Here is a 14,904-nt window from a genome sequence, read left to right on the forward strand (position 1 = left end):
CCAGGGTGGCCTGGCCGCGCGGGCGGCTCCCCGCCCGCGCGCCTGCGAGACCAGCCCCGCGTCGCAGTCTCAGCGCAGCTTGTAGCCGAGAACCTGCGACCCGATGACATTCCGCCGATGCTACGGCGACCCCTACAACAACGAGGGGATTCGTCATCGCACCGCAGGCCGTCCTGCGTCAGCGGACGCGCAAGCCGGGTGCTGTGGGCGGGGGGACGACGGCAACACCAACAGCCACGCGCGGCGCAGCGGCACTTCTGTCCTGCTGATCGCTAGGGCCCGTCGCTTGGCTCAGGCCGAGCGGCGGGCCCGTTCCAGGCCGTCGAGGATCAGGTCGAGGCCGAAGTCGAACTCGTCGCCGAAGGCGTAGCCGGGTCGCAGCACGTGGTTGACGGTCAGTTCGGTCAGGTGTGGGTACTCCGCCGCGGGCAGGTGGGCCAGCACGTCCTGGGCCACCTGCGCGGGCTCGTCCGGCAGGCCCGCCTCCTGCAGCGCGAACCCGTAGAGGTAGCTGTCCAGCACGGCGAACGCGTGCGCGGTCAGCTCGATCGAGAAGCCCGCCGCCCGCAACGTCCCGATCACCGTGTCGTGGTGTCGCAACGTGGCAGGCCCAGGCGGCCGCGAGTCCATCAGCCCGGCCACCCACCGATGCGTCGCCAGCGCCGCGCGAACGGACCCGGCGCGCGAGCGCATCGCTGACTTCCATTCCCCTGTGGGCAAAGCGATCTCGCCGAAGATCATGTCGATCATGCCGTCGAGCAGGTCCTCCTTGTTGGCCACGTGGTTGTAGAGCGACATCGCCTCCACTCCGAGCTCCACGCCCAGCTTCCGCATCGTCAACGACGCGAGGCCGCCCGCGTCGGCCAGGGCGATGCCCGCGCGCAGGACGTGGTCTCGGGTGAGCTTGCCTCGATCGGACACGAGCCTCCTTGACGGACTTACGCCGTAAGTGTAGTACTTACGGCGTAAGTCACGGTATCAGAATCCTTGAGGGGTCACCCATGTCTCATCGAAGAATCGCCGTTCTCGTCGGGCTGCTCTTCATCTCGTCGACAATCACCTTCAGCGTTGGCAGCGGCCTCCTCAAGGCGTACTTCTCCAGTCCGTCACCCGACGGGGCAGACCTTCTGGTGGGCGTCCTGCTGGAGGTCTACACAGGACTCGCCGTGGCCGCGATCGGCGTGGCGCTGCGCCCCGTCCTCACGCCGTTCGGCGCGCGGCTGGCCACCGGATACCTCGGTTTGCGCCTAGCGGAGTGTACGGCCATCGTGGCGTTCGGCGCGTATTTCCTGATGAGCCACAACAACTTCCGCGACTACGACCTAATCGTCTACACCCTGGCAGCCGCGGGCGGCCTCGCCCTGTGCACGCTGCTGCTTCGCTCTGGCCTGACCCCTCGGTGGCTGTCGCTCGCAGGACTGGCGGGTTATGCGATCCTCCTGCTCGGCGTGGTCGTCGACCTGCTCGGCATCACCGATCTCGATTCCGACGCGGGCTTCGCGTTCTTCATTCCAGGCGGACTGTTCGAACTCGCCTTTCCGCTGTTGCTGATCATCAAGGGCTTCACGCCACCGCCGGTCGAGAACGCTCGTTCCCACGTCGGATCGGCGGGCCGGGCGCCCCAGCGGTAGCGCACGCGCACTGTTTCCACCCTCGTGCACGTCGCCGTAGAACTCGCCGACGCCACCCGTCGAAACGGCCCGCCCAGCGGCTGCGGTGAAGTCGGGCGATGCCCTCCGGGCCGCCGTGGCGGTCCAGGGCGATGCCGACCACGCCCGCGGCGCGGCAGCCGACACCGATGTTGGCGCCGGGTGGCCAGATGCGCCGCACCCGCTCGGGGTCGCTGCCGCAGCGCTGCTGCCAGCCTGTGGGCGACCGGACACCGGCCCGACTACACCTCGGCCGCAGGCCGTCGACGGTGCGTTCACCGCCCTGACGTCGTCGACTTCTCCGGTGGCGGGCAGCACGCGTTGTCCACCGGGTCACCACCGCGACTTGGCCGCACACTCGCCCGTCCGCGCGCAGTGGGCGATGGGCGACCACACTGGACCGGTGACGACGGTCGACGTGGTCGAACAGGCGCGCGCGTCCCTCGCCCAGCGCTCGTGGGGCGAGGCGTACCGACTGTTCGCGGCCGCGGACGCCACGAGCCCGCTTGATCTCGATGATCTCGAACGGTTCGGGTTGGCCGCGTACTTGTCCGGTCTCGATGAGGAGTCCACGCTCGCGTGGTCGCGCGCTCACCGTGAAGCCATCCGGCGTGGGGAACCGCGGCGTGCCGCGCGCAACGCGGTGTCGATCGGGTCTGGCCTGTTGTTCCGCGGCGAGACCGCGCCGGCAGGCGGATGGTTCGCCCGCGCCGAGCGGGTGTTGGAGGGCTGCGGGGACTGTGCCGAACGCGCGTGGACGCGCGTCTGGGACGCGTTCGTGCGGATGTGGGGCGGCGACCCAGGGCGGGCGGAGTCCGTCTTCGCCGACGGCGTCGCGCTCGGACGGCGTTTCGACGACTCCGACCTGGTGACGATGTCGCTGCTCGGTCAGGGCATGTGTCGGATCATGGTGGGCGACGTCGCCGCGGGCGTGGTCCTGCTGGACGAGGTCATGGTCGGAGTCACCGCGGGCGAGGTGTCGCCGATGCACGCAGGCATCGCGTACTGCACGGTGATCGCGGGCTGTTCGGAGGTCTTCGACCTGCGGCGGGCCAGGCAGTGGACGGCCGCGCTCGCCCGCTGGTGCGACGACCAGCCCGACCTTGTCCCCTACCGAGGGAACTGCCTTGTCCATCGATGCGAACTCATGCAGCTGGCGGGCGCGTGGTCCGATGCGATGGCGGTCGCCCGGCAGGCGTGCGATCACCTGTCCGGCCCGGTCACCTGGGACACGCTCGGTTCGGCCTACTACCAGGTCGGCGAGCTGCAGCGATTGCGTGGCGAGTTCACCGAGGCCGAGGAGAGCTACCGCAGGGCCGGTGAGTCCGGCCGACGCCCCGAACCCGGCCTGGCGCTGCTGCGGCTGGCCCAGGGGCGTGTCGACCTCGCGGCGGGTGTCCTGCGCCGCGCGGTGAACGAGACGCTGGAGCCGCCCGCGCGGTCGCGGATCCTCCCCGCCTACGTCGAGACGATGATCGCCTCGGGTGACGTGGTGTCGGCCCGGGCGGGCGCCGAGGAACTCGGCCGGATCGCGGAGATCCTGAACGCGCCCTATCTGCGGGCGAGGGCCTCCTCGGCGGAGGGAGCGGTGTCGCTCGCCGAGGGCGACCCCCGATCAGCCCTGCGGGCACTGCGCGTGGCCTGCGTCGCGTGGCGTGACCTGGACGCCCCCTACGAGACCGCGCGCGTCCAGGTCATGATCGGCCTCGCGTGCGGCGAACTCGGCGACCCGGAGACCTCCGCGCTGGAGATCGGCGGCGCGCGCAAGGTCTTCGAGCTGCTGGGCGCGGCGCCGGACATCGAGCGGCTCGACGGCCTCTTGGGTAGGCGGTCCGGCAGGTTGACCGGGCGCGAGGTGCAGGTGCTGCGGGCGCTCGCGTCCGGCAAGACCAACCGCGCGATCGCGAGCGAGCTCGGGTTGTCCGAGAAGACCGTCGCCCGACACGTCAGCAACACCTTCGCCAAACTCGGCGTGCCCTCGCGCGCGGCGGCCACCGCCTACGCCTATGAGAACGGCCTGATCTAGGCGCGAGTAGACAGAACTGCCCATGCCCGCGGGCGGTGTCGTGGATCGTCTGCCCGATGTCGCCGGGCCGCCACCTGCCTAGCGTTCTGTTCCTCTGAGACTTCGTGGGACAGGAGCAGGCCATGACACACCAACAGACAGCGCACACCGCGCCTGTCGAGGCGTGGGACGCGATCGCGGCGCGCTACGACGAGCACGTCGCACCAGGCGAGGCCGACCTGGCCGCGGCCGGGCTTCGGTTGGCGAAACTGCGGCCGGGTGAGACCTTCCTCGACGTCGCCGCGGGGACCGGCGGCCTGAGCCTCCCGGCGGCACGCCTCGGCGCGAAGACCCTGGCGACCGACTGGTCGCCGGAGATGATCGAGCGGTTCACCGCACGCGTGGCCGCCGAAGGGCTCGACGCCGAAGGCCGGGTGATGGACTGCCACGAACTCGACCTACCCGACGACAGCTACGACGTCACCGGCTCACAGTTCGGTGTCATGCTCGTCGCTGACCAGCCCCGGGCGCTGCGCGAGATGGTGCGCGTGACGAAGCCGGGCGGGCGCGTGCTCCTCATCGCCTACGGCGACCCCGCGGAATTCGAGGCGCTGCACTTCTTCGTCAGCGCGGTGCAGGCGGTGGTCCCGGAGTTCGAGGGCCCGTCGGAGGACGAACCGCTGCTCGAGTTCCAGGTCGCCGACCCCGACGTCCTGCGGCGGCGGCTGATCGACGCGGGCCTCACCGCGGTCACGGTCGACACCAGCCACCAAGAGCGCGTCGCGGTGCGGACCGGGCAGCAGCTGTGGGACTGGACCCTCAGCGGCAACCCGATCCCCGGCACGCTCGTCGCCGACCTCACCGACCGACAACGCGACGACATCACCCGGGTGCTCGACGGCATGGTCCGCGAACGCTCGGACGGCAACGGGCCCGCCGTGCTGACAGCACCGCTCAATATCGGCGTCGGCACGAAACCAGGCGCGTGATCAGCCCGATCGCCTTGCGCTCCCGTTCACGCCACCAGGACGGGCAGGCGTCTCGCACGATAGATCGGGCGATTCACCGGGCCGCGCTCACGCGGGAATCGTGGCCAAGGATGCGGTAGCCGCCTTAGGGCAGGTGTCGGTCGATGCGGCGCAGCAGGGCGCCGAGGACTCCGCGCTCGTGCCAGCCGCGGCGGATCACGCCTGCCCGGACCGCGTCGATCCCCGCGCGGAGCCGTGGCCCGAGGCCGGAGCGGTGTTCGTCTTCGCGGTGGCGGGCTCTGCGGTGCAGCCAGCGCGCGCAGTCGAGACAGACGGCGACCTCGGGATGGGCGCCGAGGCGGACCAAACGTGCCTCGGGGTGGTCCTTGCCGCAGCACCAGCACTTCGGCGCCGAGGTGGTGTCATCTTCGCGTTGGACGGTCATCGTTTACCTCCCAGGGCGTCTTTGCCCAGTATTCGCCTGCCATGGCGGCGTGCCCGAGGGTGCGGACTTGACCCTGTAGGTGGGTACGGGGTTGAGGATGGGTCGCGAATGGACGAACTGGATCGGCGGATCACCGACCTGCGGCGGATGCGCGACTCGCTCGCCGACTTGGCGGCGACGTGTGATCTCCCGCGCGCCGACCGACGGTGTCCGCTGGGGCGTAGCCTGCGTGAGGATGGAGAGGACGCGGTATGAGGGTGGAGATTCTGCACGTGCCGGACTGCCCGAGCGTGCGGGTGCTGCGTGAGCGGCTCGACGTAGCCATGGCGGGTGTCGTCGTGGAGGTAGTCCTGCGGGTGGTGCGAGACGCGGAGACCGCGGCGGCTGTGGGGATGACCGGCTCCCCCACCCTCCTGGTGGACGGTGTCGACCCATTCGCCGAGCCCGGGGTCGCGCCCAGCATGTCGTGCAGGCTCTACCGCCACGCGGACGGTCACCTCGACGGAGCACCCTCGGTAGCCCGGCTCAGCGAGGTCCTCGGACCCAAGCGCGCGTCGGCGGCGTTGCGGGACTGGCGGGCTCGGGCCGCACCCGCCGAACGCGCGGCGCACGAGGCGATCCTGCGGTCCTTCGCCGCGACCGGAGCCCCGCCCGCCACGGTGGACCAGGTGGTGGCCTCCTTCGCCCAGACCGGTGACCAGGTGCTCGCCCGGCTGCACGACGCCGACGTCATCCGGCTCGACGCGGCCGGACGTGTCCAGGTCGCCTACCCGTTCTCCACGGCCCCCACCCCGCACCGAGTCCGGCTCACGGGCGGAACCGAGGCGTACGCGATGTGCGCCATCGACGCGCTGGGGATGCCCGCCATGCTCGGTGTGGACGCGGTGATCACCAGCACCGACCCGACCAACGGCCAGCCGATCACCGTCACCATCGCCGCCGGGCGGTCCCGGTGGGACCCGACGAGCGCGGTGGTCTTCGTCGGCGCCCGCCCCGGCGGCGGCGCGTCCGCGCAGACCTGCTGCGACGTCCTCAACATGTTCACCGATCGGGCGAGCGCGGAGACATGGTCACGAGCCCACCCCAACCTTCACGGCGAAATCCTCGACAGCGCCGACGCCGAAACGCTGGGTCGGCGGATCTTCGGTGGACTCCTGGCACGCTAGGTCAGCTCGCGGCGGCGGTGAGCTGGGTTGCCGCGTGCTGGATGTCCTCGGCCGTGGTCGATCGGCCCAACGTCAACCGGAGGGCGGCGAGAGCTCGACCTGGGGGGTGCCCCATCGCCGTCAGGACCGCCGATGGGCGGGTTTCGCCTTCGTGGCAGGCCGATCCGGTGGAGGCGGCGATGCCGGGCACGGCGGCCAGGAGCGCTGCGCCGAGGGTGCCGTCGATGCTGAGGTTGAGGGTATTGGGCAGCCGGTGGGTGGGATGTCCGTTGAGGTGCACCCGCCCCGGCAGGTTCTCGTCCAGCAGTGTGTGCAGCAGGTCTCGTAGGTGCTGGAGTCGTTGTGGGGCGCTGTGATCGTCCATGGCCAGTCGGGCGGCCGCGCCAAGGGCGACGATGAGTGCGACGTTCTCGGTGCCGCCGCGCCGACCGCTCTCCTGCCCGCCGCCGTAAATGGTTGGTTCGAGGTCGAGTCCTTGTCGGACGTAGAGGGCGCCGACGCCCTTGGGGGCGTACATCTTGTGTCCGGCGATGGTGAGCAGGTCGACGCCGAGGTCGCGCACCGAAAGGTCGAGTTTGGCCGCGGACTGGGCCGCGTCGGTGTGAAACAGCGCGCCGCGGGTGTGGGTGAGGGCGGCGAGCTCCCGGATGGGTTGGACGGTGCCGGTCTCATTGTTGGCGTGCATGATCGACACCAGCACGGTCCGGTCGGTGAGCGCGGCGGCCAGGGCGGCGGGGTCGACCAGCCCGTGTCCGTTGACGGGCAGTTCGGTCACCCGGAAGCCGTGCAGCCTGCGCAGCGCGTCGCAGGCGGCGATGACGGCGGGGTGTTCGGTGAGCTGGGTGATGACGTGGTCGCCGCGCTCGCGTGCGGCGAGCGCGGCGCCGCGGATGGCGAGGGTGTCGCTTTCCGAGCCGCTGCCGCTGAACACGACCTCGCCGGGCGCGCAGCCCAGGAACTCTGCGACCGACGCGCGGGCGGTGTCGACGGCGCGGCGGGCGCGGTGGCCGTAGGTGTGGCCGCTGGAGGGGTTGCCGAAGTGTTCGGTCAGGTACGGCAGGCACGCGGCGGTGACCCGCGGGTCGACCGGGGTGGTCGCGTTGTGGTCGAGGTAGACCGGTGGTCCTGTCGGGACGGTCATGACGAGCGCTCCGGGGTGCGAGTTTCGTACATGCCCACCGCGACGAGCCCATTGCCCCCGCCGATCTCGAGGAGCGTGCCGGTCAGACCGTCGAGCAGCCTGGCGCGGTGCTCGCCCATGCCGCCGCGCTCCATGGCCTGGCACAGCCACGGATAGATCCGTGCGAACATCGACACGGCGATCACCACCTCACCGGAAGCTCGACCAGTCCCCCGGTCAGGACATCACGCCAGATCACCCGGTCCTCCACGGGTACAGCCAACCTCATGTCCGGGAATTGTGGAACCAGCTGAGAGACACCGCCGCCAACTCGACGCGCGCCAGCGGAGCCCCGACGCGGTAGCGGGCGCCGTGCCCGAAGCTCAGGTGCCCCGCGCCCCGCCGGGTGACATCCACGCGGTCCGGGTCGGGGAACACCGCCGGGTCGTGGTTGGCGGCGCCGTTGTCCATGATCTCCGCTTGCGCGGCCAGACCACACGTGCCGGCGTCGGCTGCGGGACTGGCACGAGGCGCGGGTGTGGCAGCGGCTGCACGAAGTGCTGCTGGCTGAGTTGCACGCCGCCGGTTTGCTCGACTGGTCGCGCGCGGCGGTCGACGGTTCGCACATTCGGGCGTTAAGGGGCCGAAAACCGGTCCGAGCCCGGTCGATCGAGCACGGACCGGATCCAAACATCATGTGATCACCGACGGGACCGGCATCCCGTTGGCGACCATCCTGACCGGCGGCAACCGCGATGACGTCACTCGGTTGATGCCGCTGATCGAGGCCGTCCCGCCGGTGCGTGGTCGGCGTGGACGACCCCGGCAACGGCCAGAGCGGATCCACGTCGACCGCGCATACGACGACAACAAGTACCGCAAACTGGTCCGCGCCAAGGGCATCGAGCCCGTCATCGCCCGCCGCGGCGTCGACCACGGCGTGTACCGCTGGGTCGTCGAAGGCGCGTTCGCCCTGCTGCACTGGTTCCGCCGACTCCGCATTCGCTGGGAAGTCCGCGACGACATCCACGAAGCCTTCCTCAGCATCGGCTGCAGCATCATCGCCTGGCGCCGACTCAAGACCCACTCATAGTGTTACGAGTCCTTAGGCGCAGGGGAACCATTGTGCGGCCGCTTTGGCGCGGGTGCGGTGTTCGACGAATCGCCTACGGATCTCGGTGATGGCGTCTGTGAGTGGGAATAGGTCGCGAGTGACGAGTTGGTCGGTGTGGTCGGCGCCGACTGGGTGCCAGTACACGCCTTCTGCGGTGATTGTTACCTCCGGGATGAGTGTCTCGACGGTCAGTTCGAGGCCTTTCTCGGCGACACCGCGGTGGGCCAGGGTGCGGATGACCTGGTCGTCGCGGTCGATGCCGAGGGTGTCGAGGAAGTCGTGGAATGGCTGCAGCCGGCGGGTGTGGTCCGGCGGCAGGGTGGCCGCGACGCGCACGCGGAACCCTTCCGCGTGCGCGGTGCGGATTCCGGTCACGGCGCGTTCCCAGGTGCCGCGGCCGCGGTGCGCGTCGTGCAGATCGGGGGTGGCTGAGTCGAGGCTGATCTGCAGGGCGAGCCGGGCGCGGTCCATGGCCCGGAGCCGGTCGAGGCGGGCACCTCGAAACAGCATGCCGTTGGTGAGCAGTGTGGTGGGCAGCCATTGGGTGCAGGAGTTGGCGAGTTCATCGATGTCTGGCAGGAGGAAGGGTTCGCCGCCGGTGAGGAGGAGTTCGGTCACGCCCGCTTCGGCGGCTTCGGCGGCGAGGCGGCGTACGCGGTCGATGCCCAGCGCCCGGCGGGCTGCGCGCGGGGACGAGCGCGCGCAGCAGTAATCGCAGGCGAGGTTGCAGTCGAAGTTGGTGTAGAGCCACAGCCGGGTGCCGGGCACGTGGTCGGCCGCGATCTCGGCGAAGACATCCGTCAATGGTCCACATCGGATGGTCGCGGAGGTTTCCTTCAACTCGATCAGTTCGTGGCCAGCACGGGCGCACCACGCTGTGACGGTGTCCAAAGAGTCATCAGCTTCGAGCGGGATGGTGATCATTGCGCCTCGGGGAGCGGCGCGGGTGCGCTCGACGAGGTCGAGGATCAGATTGGGGTTCACCATCGGAGCGGGATCTTCTGCTCCCGCACCGCGTCCAGAAGCGATTCGTAGCCATCCAGTTGCGGGAGCACCCACTGGTGCAGACCTTCCATCTCCAGGATGGGCCGGTGGTCCCGGTTGTCCCAGTCCATGGCGAGCAACTGCTCGACCCAGGCCGCGGTGCGGTCCTCGGGTATTTGGGCGAGGGCGGTGAAGTTGCAGTGGGAGTAGGTGGGCGAGGCCCAGAACGCCTCGAACGCGCCCGGCATCAGCTCGTCGCGGCCTATCGCGTCCCAGGTGTTGATGCCGATCGCCGCGGCGTCGGCCCGCTCGTCGAGGACGGCGCGCAGCGCGTCGAGTTCGCTGCGGCCGGTGTCACCGTGCTTGCCGACGTCGCTGTTGATGCGAACGAACTCGACCGAGTCCTGGTTCACACCGGCGCGGGCCAGGAAGTGCACGGGCAGGATCGCCGCCTGGGCGGAGTCCTCGGATCCCAACGCGAGCCGCCTGCCGCGCAGGTCGTCGAGACCGCGCAGCAGGCTTCCGGTACGGGCGACGAACACCGTCTGGAACACCGTGTCGGTGTCGCGCATGGCTAGTGCGCGGCACGCGCCGTCGGTCTGAGCCTGGGTGCGCACCCAGGCTAGGTTGGTGTTCCAGGCGATGTCGATCGTGCCGTCGATCAGCGCGTCGACCTGCCTGCCGTAGTTGGAGAACAACACGAAGTCGATCTCGGCGGGCCCGCCGGCGAAGTAGTCGCGCATCCCATCCCAGATGGTCACCACGTTGGGCGTGTAGGCGACCGCGCCGATGATCAGTGGCTTGCCCACGTCGGGTCTCCTTAGAACACTGGCTGCCCGGTGATGGCTTTACCGTAGAAGTCGTAGAGCACGTCCGCTGTCGGCGCCATGACGTGGCCCGCGCGAGCGTCGCGGAAGTACCGGTCGATCTGCAGGTGCTCGGAGAACGCCGCCCCACCGCACACCCGCATCGCGCTGTCGGTGATGCGCAGCGCCGCGTCGTTGGCCGCGGCTTTGACACCCAGCACGTGCAGCATCGTGTCCTCGGCCGGTTGCGCCAGTCGACTGGCGGCCTGGGTCAGATACGCCTGCGTGCAGGCCAGCTCGATCGACATCCGGGCCAGCTGCGCACGGATGGTCGGCAACGCCGAGAGGCTCTCGTCGAGATGCTCCAGCCTGGCCGCGCTCGTGTGCCGCACGGCCGCGTCCACCGCGGCCCGCGACAGCCCGACCGAGACCGCCGCGTTGCCGAGGTTGAACCACGGCATCACCACCTGCAGCATCAACTCGAATCCACCACCGGGCGCCCCGAGCCGGTGGCTCTCCGGAACCTTCGCATCCAGGGTCATCGGCGAGGAAGCGTTGCCCCGCAACCCCAAGCCGTGCCACGACCCGGCCACCTCGACACCGGGAGTGTCCGCGGGAATCGCGTACAGGTCGACGCCTTCGCCGCCCTCCGCGCGGGTGGAGGCCACGTACACGTCGGCGTAACCGGCCGATGTCACCCAACTCTTCTTTGCCCGCAACCGGATCCCGGCGCCATTGCGTTCCGCCTGCGACACTGGAGCCCAGAAGTGCGAGCGCGAGCCTGCCTCGGACAGCGCCAGCGACGCGAGAACACGGCCGCTCGCCAGGTCCGAGACCAGGTGAGGCAGACCTGTCGGGGGCGCGGCGGCGAGGGGCATCGCCGCGCTGACATGCATCAGGTAGATCATCGCGGTCGACCCGCAGACACCGGCCAGAGCTCCCACCGTCCCCACCAGTTCGTGCGGGCCGCCACCCATACCGCCTGCCGAGGAGGGCAGCGTGAGGCCGAGCAACCCGGACTCACGCAGCGCTTTTACGGCTACGTCGGGGAATCGGGCGTCGGCGTCGACCTCACGAGCCGACCGCGCGGCGGCGGCCAGCACCGGCTCGAGGTGTGCGTTCAGATCCACGGTTCGATGTCCTTCCAAGGAGAATGGACGACTCCGCCTACGGTCAGAACGGCCACCGCAGGCCGAAACGGGGTGCGAGCTCGCGATCCAGCCCGAACGTGCGGCCACTGGGCACGACGGCCAGCACCAGCAGCGGGAGCAACTCGACCGGATACGCCCAGAAGTACTGGTTGCTGTCGAGCAGCATGACCCAGATAGGGCCGATGAGAGCCAACCCGATCGCGGCGCCGAGCCGGGACGCGATCCCGAAGACCAACAACAAGCCCGCCGCGATCTCCGCGATGGTCAGGAACCACTGGAAGAAACCCCAGTTGGCCAGGACAAAGTCCCGGTAGATCCATCGCAGCGGCTGGAACGTGTCGTCAGACGCGCCTTCCAGGATCGACTTGGCCGTAGGCTGGTTGATGAGGTGGAACGACAAGAAGCCCCAGTCGAAATTATTGTCCTGGTTGAAGAACGCCTTCGCCACACCGTTGCTCAGCCAGATCGCGCCGAAAAGGATCCGCAGCACGGCGAACCCGCCACCCAGCACGCGGGGCGCGACAGTCTCGCGGCCAGTTCGCTCAGTGACCTCACCCACCGCCACCACCTCGCCTTCCGTTTCCGAAGACGTGGCGCACTCGTCGGATCCATGATGCACCGTCACCGGCTCAGGCGTAGTGCATCCAAGTCTTACCGCCTCATTACGGTGGTTGCAGACCCGGTACTGGTGCTGGAACTGTCCCCGCGGCCAAGGGTCCATGGTGTGGATAGATCAGCGGTTGAGGAGAGTCAAGCCAACCAGGGTGATCAGGGCGGTCAGGTGGGCGAGAGCGGGGGCCGCGATGCCGCCGGTGCCCAGGCGCAACACACCGAGAGTCGCACCCCAGGCCGTTGCCGCCGCGGCGGCGAGTACGACTTGTGGGCTCCACGTCAGCTGGGCGAGGATGACGGTGTGCAGGAGGCCGAACGAGGTGGCCTGCACGGCTAGAGCGGGTAACACTCTGATGCGGTCAGTCAACGTGGTCAGGAACATCCCGCGGAACAGGGTCTCCTCGACGGCCGCGTTGACGACGGCGTAGCCAAGACCGAGGGCTGCGAAAGTCAACACCGCGGCGTCCGGGGCCAGCCGGACGATCTGCGGCGGCATCGGTCTCGACGCGACCGTCAGCCAGGTCACCGCCCCTGCGACTACGCCAAGGACGACCGCGGTCACCAGCCATCGACCCAGGCGGCCTGTGGGCTGGTCCTTGCGCCAGGGAGACAGCCAGTCAGGGCGCCATCGCAGGTGGGGTACAGCCCTGCCGATGAGATAGGCGACGACGGCCGCGACGAGTGCGGGAAGTGGCCAGAATCCGAACACGTCCACCACGGTCGCGACGAACACTCCGTCGATGAGCACGACCACGCGAATCACGTCCGGATCGCCACTGACGACGCCCGCCACGGTAAGCGCGACCAAGACCACGACCGCGGCCGTCAAGGACGCCGGGTGCCGACCGACCATGGTGACCAGTCCGAATGCCAGGACCGCTACAACGGCGGTGACTCCGGCGAGCCGGACCCGCCGCACAGAGTTAACGGCCATGGCCTTCCTTCTCCGACGTCAACGCCCGCGGCGAACCACGCGTTCCCATCTCATCGTCGCTGGATTCGCGTCCCGTCGTGCCGCCGCCAGGCGCACCAGCCAGCCCCCCAGGCCACACTTCCCTGACCTCGATCATGCTGCTCCCGCATGCGGGCGCTGAAGCGGCTCCTCGGAACGCCCCTGTCCCTCCACCAAGGACGAGTGTCGCCGACGTCCGGTAGGTGCCCATGCGGATGACTCCGTTCGACTGACCCAGGTCCCATTGTCCGCCCGCGGACCGGTCGGAGCGAGGGGCCGAAGACCCCTTCGCTCGCGTGCGTCGGTGATCGGGTCGGGTCACACTGGGGCAATGGCGGCAGCCGCGTCCTCACAGGGAACGCGATGGACCGGTCCTCCGACCGGTCATAAACGTGGTGCAAACGGAAAGCCGCGGCTTGAGGGCACGCAAGGCGAGGTCGAGTGGTGTGGCTCGAAAGGTCGTTGCTCAATGGTGGCAGTGGTCGAGGAATTCCTTGACTGGGGTGGTGTTCGGCCAGCGGGCTGCCAGGCGGGTGCGGAGTCCGCGTAGTTCGTGGCTCACGGTGGCCATGGGCATGGTCTTGGCCTCGGCGAGGATGGGGGTGGCGATGGCGGCAGCGGCGTCGGGTTGGCCCGCGCAGGCGTAGCTGTCGGCCAAGCGCAGGGCGAGCAACACGGTGGCGGGGCGGACGTGGACGGGTACGAAGGCCAGCGAGTGCTCGGTGGCGGCGATCGCGGCGTGGGCGAGGCGATGGTCGGCGGTGGCCGCCGCGACGTCGCGCAGGGCCGCGGCGATGCCGGATTCGATGAGTACTTGGCCGTGGATTCCGGAGATCCAGCGCGCTTCTTGCTCGTCGTCGGTGGTGTGGCGGTCGAGGTGGTCGCGGGCGGCGGTGACCGCTCGGCTGGTTTCCTGGAGGTCCCCGACGAGGCCGTGGGCCCGTGCCGAGTAGAGGTGGGCCAGGGTGCGAGTCCAGGTGCGGTTGGGGCCGATGGAGGGCAGGGCTTCGGCGTAGGACAGTGCGCTGCGGCTGTCGTTCTCGAGGCGGGCCAGGGTGCTCATGTCGCACATCAGGGCCGCGCGCAGGCTGACGTCGCCGCAGAGCAGTGCCCAGTGCAGGCCTTTGCCGTAGAGGGCCATGGCGGCGCCGTGCTGACCGCGCAGCGTGCGTAGTTGCCCGGCGAAGGCCGCGTAGGTGGCGGCCAGGTGGAGCAAGGCTTGGCGGCTCGGCCCGGCTGGGGAGTTCAGTGACATGCCGATCAGGTGGAGCTCGTTCTCGATGGCGGTGTCGATTCCCGTGGTGCCGTGTTCCTCGGTGAGGCGGGTGTAGACGGCCAGGCGCGCGGCCAGAACGTGGACGATGTCTGCGTCGGTGTGTCTGGCTGGGTCCGCGGTGAACGCCTGGTGCAGGGCGGTCGCGTCCTCGGTTGAGGGGACGACGCACCCGTGGGGGCCGTGCTGGGGGCAGGACATGCCGTAGTGGGGTAGCCGCGACGGCCATCTGCCCGGGTCCCACGCCATTGGGGGGTAGGCGCGAGCGGGTCCTCCGGGCAGAGGGGTGTCTGGGCCGAAGCCGAGTAGATCGCCTTGCCTGCCGTCGCGGCTGGTCTGGTCGGCGATCAGTTGGGTCAGCTGCCCGCCGGTGTCGAGTATCGTGTCCAGGCGCCGGATCAGCTTGAGCGGCGGCTGTCGCGTGCCGTTCTCCCAGCGGCTGATCACACTGTTGTGGTAACCCAGTTCGGCCGCCAGATGAGTTTGGGACAGGCCGGCGAGTTTGCGGCAGTGTTTGAGTCGGGCCCCGAAGTCGCTCGGTTGGGCGTTCTCGGCCGCTGAGTCACTGGTCACCGGCTTCTCCGAGTGTGAGGTGCCGCATCAGGTGTGCGAGTGTGCCGCAGCGTCACGATGATGTATAGCCGCAAGGCTGGAAGCCG

17 protein-coding genes and 1 pseudogene are annotated in these 14,904 nt (G+C 69.5%); 6 read left to right on the forward strand and 12 right to left on the reverse strand.

Features of this window, described 5'->3' with window-relative positions; genetic code table 11:
* Nucleotides 1–291 precede the first annotated feature (291 nt).
* Entirely contained in the window at nt 292–921 is a 630-nt protein-coding gene (locus BN1701_RS12725) for a TetR/AcrR family transcriptional regulator (RefSeq protein WP_054048574.1), read from the reverse strand.
* A gap of 80 nt (nt 922–1,001) precedes the next feature.
* Between BN1701_RS12725 and BN1701_RS12730 the strand changes: the two genes are divergently transcribed.
* Nucleotides 1,002–1,631 carry a DUF4386 domain-containing protein gene (locus tag BN1701_RS12730; RefSeq protein WP_054048576.1) on the forward strand — a complete coding sequence of 210 codons (630 nt, stop codon included), beginning with the start codon at nt 1,002–1,004 and terminating at the stop codon, nt 1,629–1,631.
* On the opposite strand, the gene BN1701_RS38195 is transcribed toward BN1701_RS12730, so the two are convergent.
* Nucleotides 1,564–2,043, reverse strand: coding sequence for a bifunctional DNA primase/polymerase (locus BN1701_RS38195; RefSeq protein WP_369800531.1), 480 nt, complete (start codon nt 2,041–2,043; stop codon nt 1,564–1,566). The genes BN1701_RS12730 and BN1701_RS38195 overlap by 68 nt on opposite strands.
* A gap of 9 nt (nt 2,044–2,052) precedes the next feature.
* On the opposite strand from BN1701_RS38195, the gene BN1701_RS37985 reads away from it, so the two are divergent.
* Nucleotides 2,053–3,675: a helix-turn-helix transcriptional regulator gene (locus BN1701_RS37985; protein ID WP_054055820.1), complete on the forward strand. Its 1,623-nt coding sequence runs from the start codon at nt 2,053–2,055 to the stop codon at nt 3,673–3,675.
* Nucleotides 3,676–3,797: 122 nt separating this feature from the next.
* Nucleotides 3,798–4,643, forward strand: coding sequence for a class I SAM-dependent methyltransferase (locus BN1701_RS12740; RefSeq protein WP_054048578.1), 846 nt, complete (start codon nt 3,798–3,800; stop codon nt 4,641–4,643).
* Between the two features lie 124 nt (nt 4,644–4,767).
* On the opposite strand, the gene BN1701_RS12745 is transcribed toward BN1701_RS12740, so the two are convergent.
* Nucleotides 4,768–5,067: a hypothetical protein gene (locus BN1701_RS12745; RefSeq protein ID WP_054048580.1), complete on the reverse strand. Its 300-nt coding sequence runs from the start codon at nt 5,065–5,067 to the stop codon at nt 4,768–4,770.
* Between the two features lie 108 nt (nt 5,068–5,175).
* On the opposite strand from BN1701_RS12745, the gene BN1701_RS34280 reads away from it, so the two are divergent.
* Together BN1701_RS34280 and BN1701_RS12750 are read left to right on the forward strand one after the other, a co-directional pair.
* The gene (locus BN1701_RS34280; protein WP_197672088.1) at nt 5,176–5,322 is read left to right on the forward strand and encodes a hypothetical protein; all 147 of its coding nucleotides are present in this window, start codon (nt 5,176–5,178) and stop codon (nt 5,320–5,322) included.
* The gene (locus BN1701_RS12750) at nt 5,319–6,233 is read left to right on the forward strand and encodes an alkylmercury lyase family protein (RefSeq protein WP_054048582.1); all 915 of its coding nucleotides are present in this window, start codon (nt 5,319–5,321) and stop codon (nt 6,231–6,233) included. The genes BN1701_RS34280 and BN1701_RS12750 overlap by 4 nt, the downstream gene beginning before the upstream one ends.
* Nucleotide 6,234: 1 nt before the next feature.
* Here BN1701_RS12750 and BN1701_RS12755 read toward each other — a convergent pair whose 3' ends face one another.
* From BN1701_RS12755 to BN1701_RS12765, 3 genes are all read right to left on the reverse strand, one after another.
* The gene (locus BN1701_RS12755; protein ID WP_054048585.1) at nt 6,235–7,374 is read right to left on the reverse strand and encodes a cysteine desulfurase family protein; all 1,140 of its coding nucleotides are present in this window, start codon (nt 7,372–7,374) and stop codon (nt 6,235–6,237) included.
* Nucleotides 7,371–7,550, reverse strand: coding sequence for a hypothetical protein (locus BN1701_RS12760; protein ID WP_157367957.1), 180 nt, complete (start codon nt 7,548–7,550; stop codon nt 7,371–7,373). The genes BN1701_RS12755 and BN1701_RS12760 overlap by 4 nt, the downstream gene beginning before the upstream one ends.
* A gap of 88 nt (nt 7,551–7,638) precedes the next feature.
* Nucleotides 7,639–7,824, reverse strand: coding sequence for a hypothetical protein (locus BN1701_RS12765; RefSeq protein ID WP_054048588.1), 186 nt, complete (start codon nt 7,822–7,824; stop codon nt 7,639–7,641).
* A gap of 26 nt (nt 7,825–7,850) precedes the next feature.
* Between BN1701_RS12765 and BN1701_RS12775 the strand changes: the two are divergent.
* A pseudogene (locus BN1701_RS12775) lies at nt 7,851–8,446 on the forward strand (IS5 family transposase); the annotation flags it as partial.
* 12 nt (nt 8,447–8,458) lie between these two features.
* Here the strand turns inward: BN1701_RS12775 and BN1701_RS12780 are convergent.
* The 6 genes from BN1701_RS12780 to BN1701_RS12805 form a co-directional block, all read right to left on the reverse strand.
* Complete coding sequence (locus tag BN1701_RS12780; RefSeq protein ID WP_054048590.1) at nt 8,459–9,454, reverse strand: radical SAM protein; 996 nt, start codon at nt 9,452–9,454, stop codon at nt 8,459–8,461.
* Nucleotides 9,448–10,260 (reverse strand): phosphate/phosphite/phosphonate ABC transporter substrate-binding protein, encoded by an 813-nt coding sequence (locus BN1701_RS12785; protein WP_054048592.1) that lies wholly within the window; start codon nt 10,258–10,260, stop codon nt 9,448–9,450. The genes BN1701_RS12780 and BN1701_RS12785 overlap by 7 nt, the downstream gene beginning before the upstream one ends.
* A gap of 11 nt (nt 10,261–10,271) precedes the next feature.
* Nucleotides 10,272–11,387, reverse strand: coding sequence for an acyl-CoA dehydrogenase family protein (locus BN1701_RS12790; RefSeq protein WP_054048594.1), 1,116 nt, complete (start codon nt 11,385–11,387; stop codon nt 10,272–10,274).
* 43 nt (nt 11,388–11,430) lie between these two features.
* Entirely contained in the window at nt 11,431–11,967 is a 537-nt protein-coding gene (locus BN1701_RS12795; protein ID WP_157367958.1) for a DoxX family membrane protein, read from the reverse strand.
* Nucleotides 11,968–12,141: 174 nt separating this feature from the next.
* Entirely contained in the window at nt 12,142–12,954 is an 813-nt protein-coding gene (locus BN1701_RS12800; RefSeq protein WP_082859826.1) for a CPBP family intramembrane glutamic endopeptidase, read from the reverse strand.
* 484 nt (nt 12,955–13,438) lie between these two features.
* Nucleotides 13,439–14,818: a helix-turn-helix transcriptional regulator gene (locus tag BN1701_RS12805; protein WP_054048600.1), complete on the reverse strand. Its 1,380-nt coding sequence runs from the start codon at nt 14,816–14,818 to the stop codon at nt 13,439–13,441.
* Between the last annotated feature and the right edge of the window lie 86 nt (nt 14,819–14,904).

This window comes from Alloactinosynnema sp. L-07 (genome assembly GCF_900070365.1).
Taxonomy (GTDB): Bacteria; Actinomycetota; Actinomycetes; order Mycobacteriales; family Pseudonocardiaceae; genus Actinokineospora.

Bases quoted from the DNA above. Each gene is read 5' to 3' on its own strand.
- BN1701_RS12730 (WP_054048576.1), top strand. From the start codon at position 1,002: ATGTCTCATCGAAGAATCGCCGTTCTCGTCGGGCTGCTCTTCATCTCG.
- BN1701_RS12740 (WP_054048578.1), top strand. From the start codon at position 3,798: ATGACACACCAACAGACAGCGCACACCGCGCCTGTCGAGGCGTGGGAC.
- BN1701_RS12745 (WP_054048580.1), bottom strand. From the start codon at position 5,067: ATGACCGTCCAACGCGAAGATGACACCACCTCGGCGCCGAAGTGCTGG.
- BN1701_RS34280 (WP_197672088.1), top strand. From the start codon at position 5,176: ATGGACGAACTGGATCGGCGGATCACCGACCTGCGGCGGATGCGCGAC.
- BN1701_RS12750 (WP_054048582.1), top strand. From the start codon at position 5,319: ATGAGGGTGGAGATTCTGCACGTGCCGGACTGCCCGAGCGTGCGGGTG.
- BN1701_RS12755 (WP_054048585.1), bottom strand. From the start codon at position 7,374: ATGACCGTCCCGACAGGACCACCGGTCTACCTCGACCACAACGCGACC.
- BN1701_RS12765 (WP_054048588.1), bottom strand. From the start codon at position 7,824: ATGGACAACGGCGCCGCCAACCACGACCCGGCGGTGTTCCCCGACCCG.
- BN1701_RS12780 (WP_054048590.1), bottom strand. From the start codon at position 9,454: ATGGTGAACCCCAATCTGATCCTCGACCTCGTCGAGCGCACCCGCGCC.
- BN1701_RS12800 (WP_082859826.1), bottom strand. From the start codon at position 12,954: ATGGCCGTTAACTCTGTGCGGCGGGTCCGGCTCGCCGGAGTCACCGCC.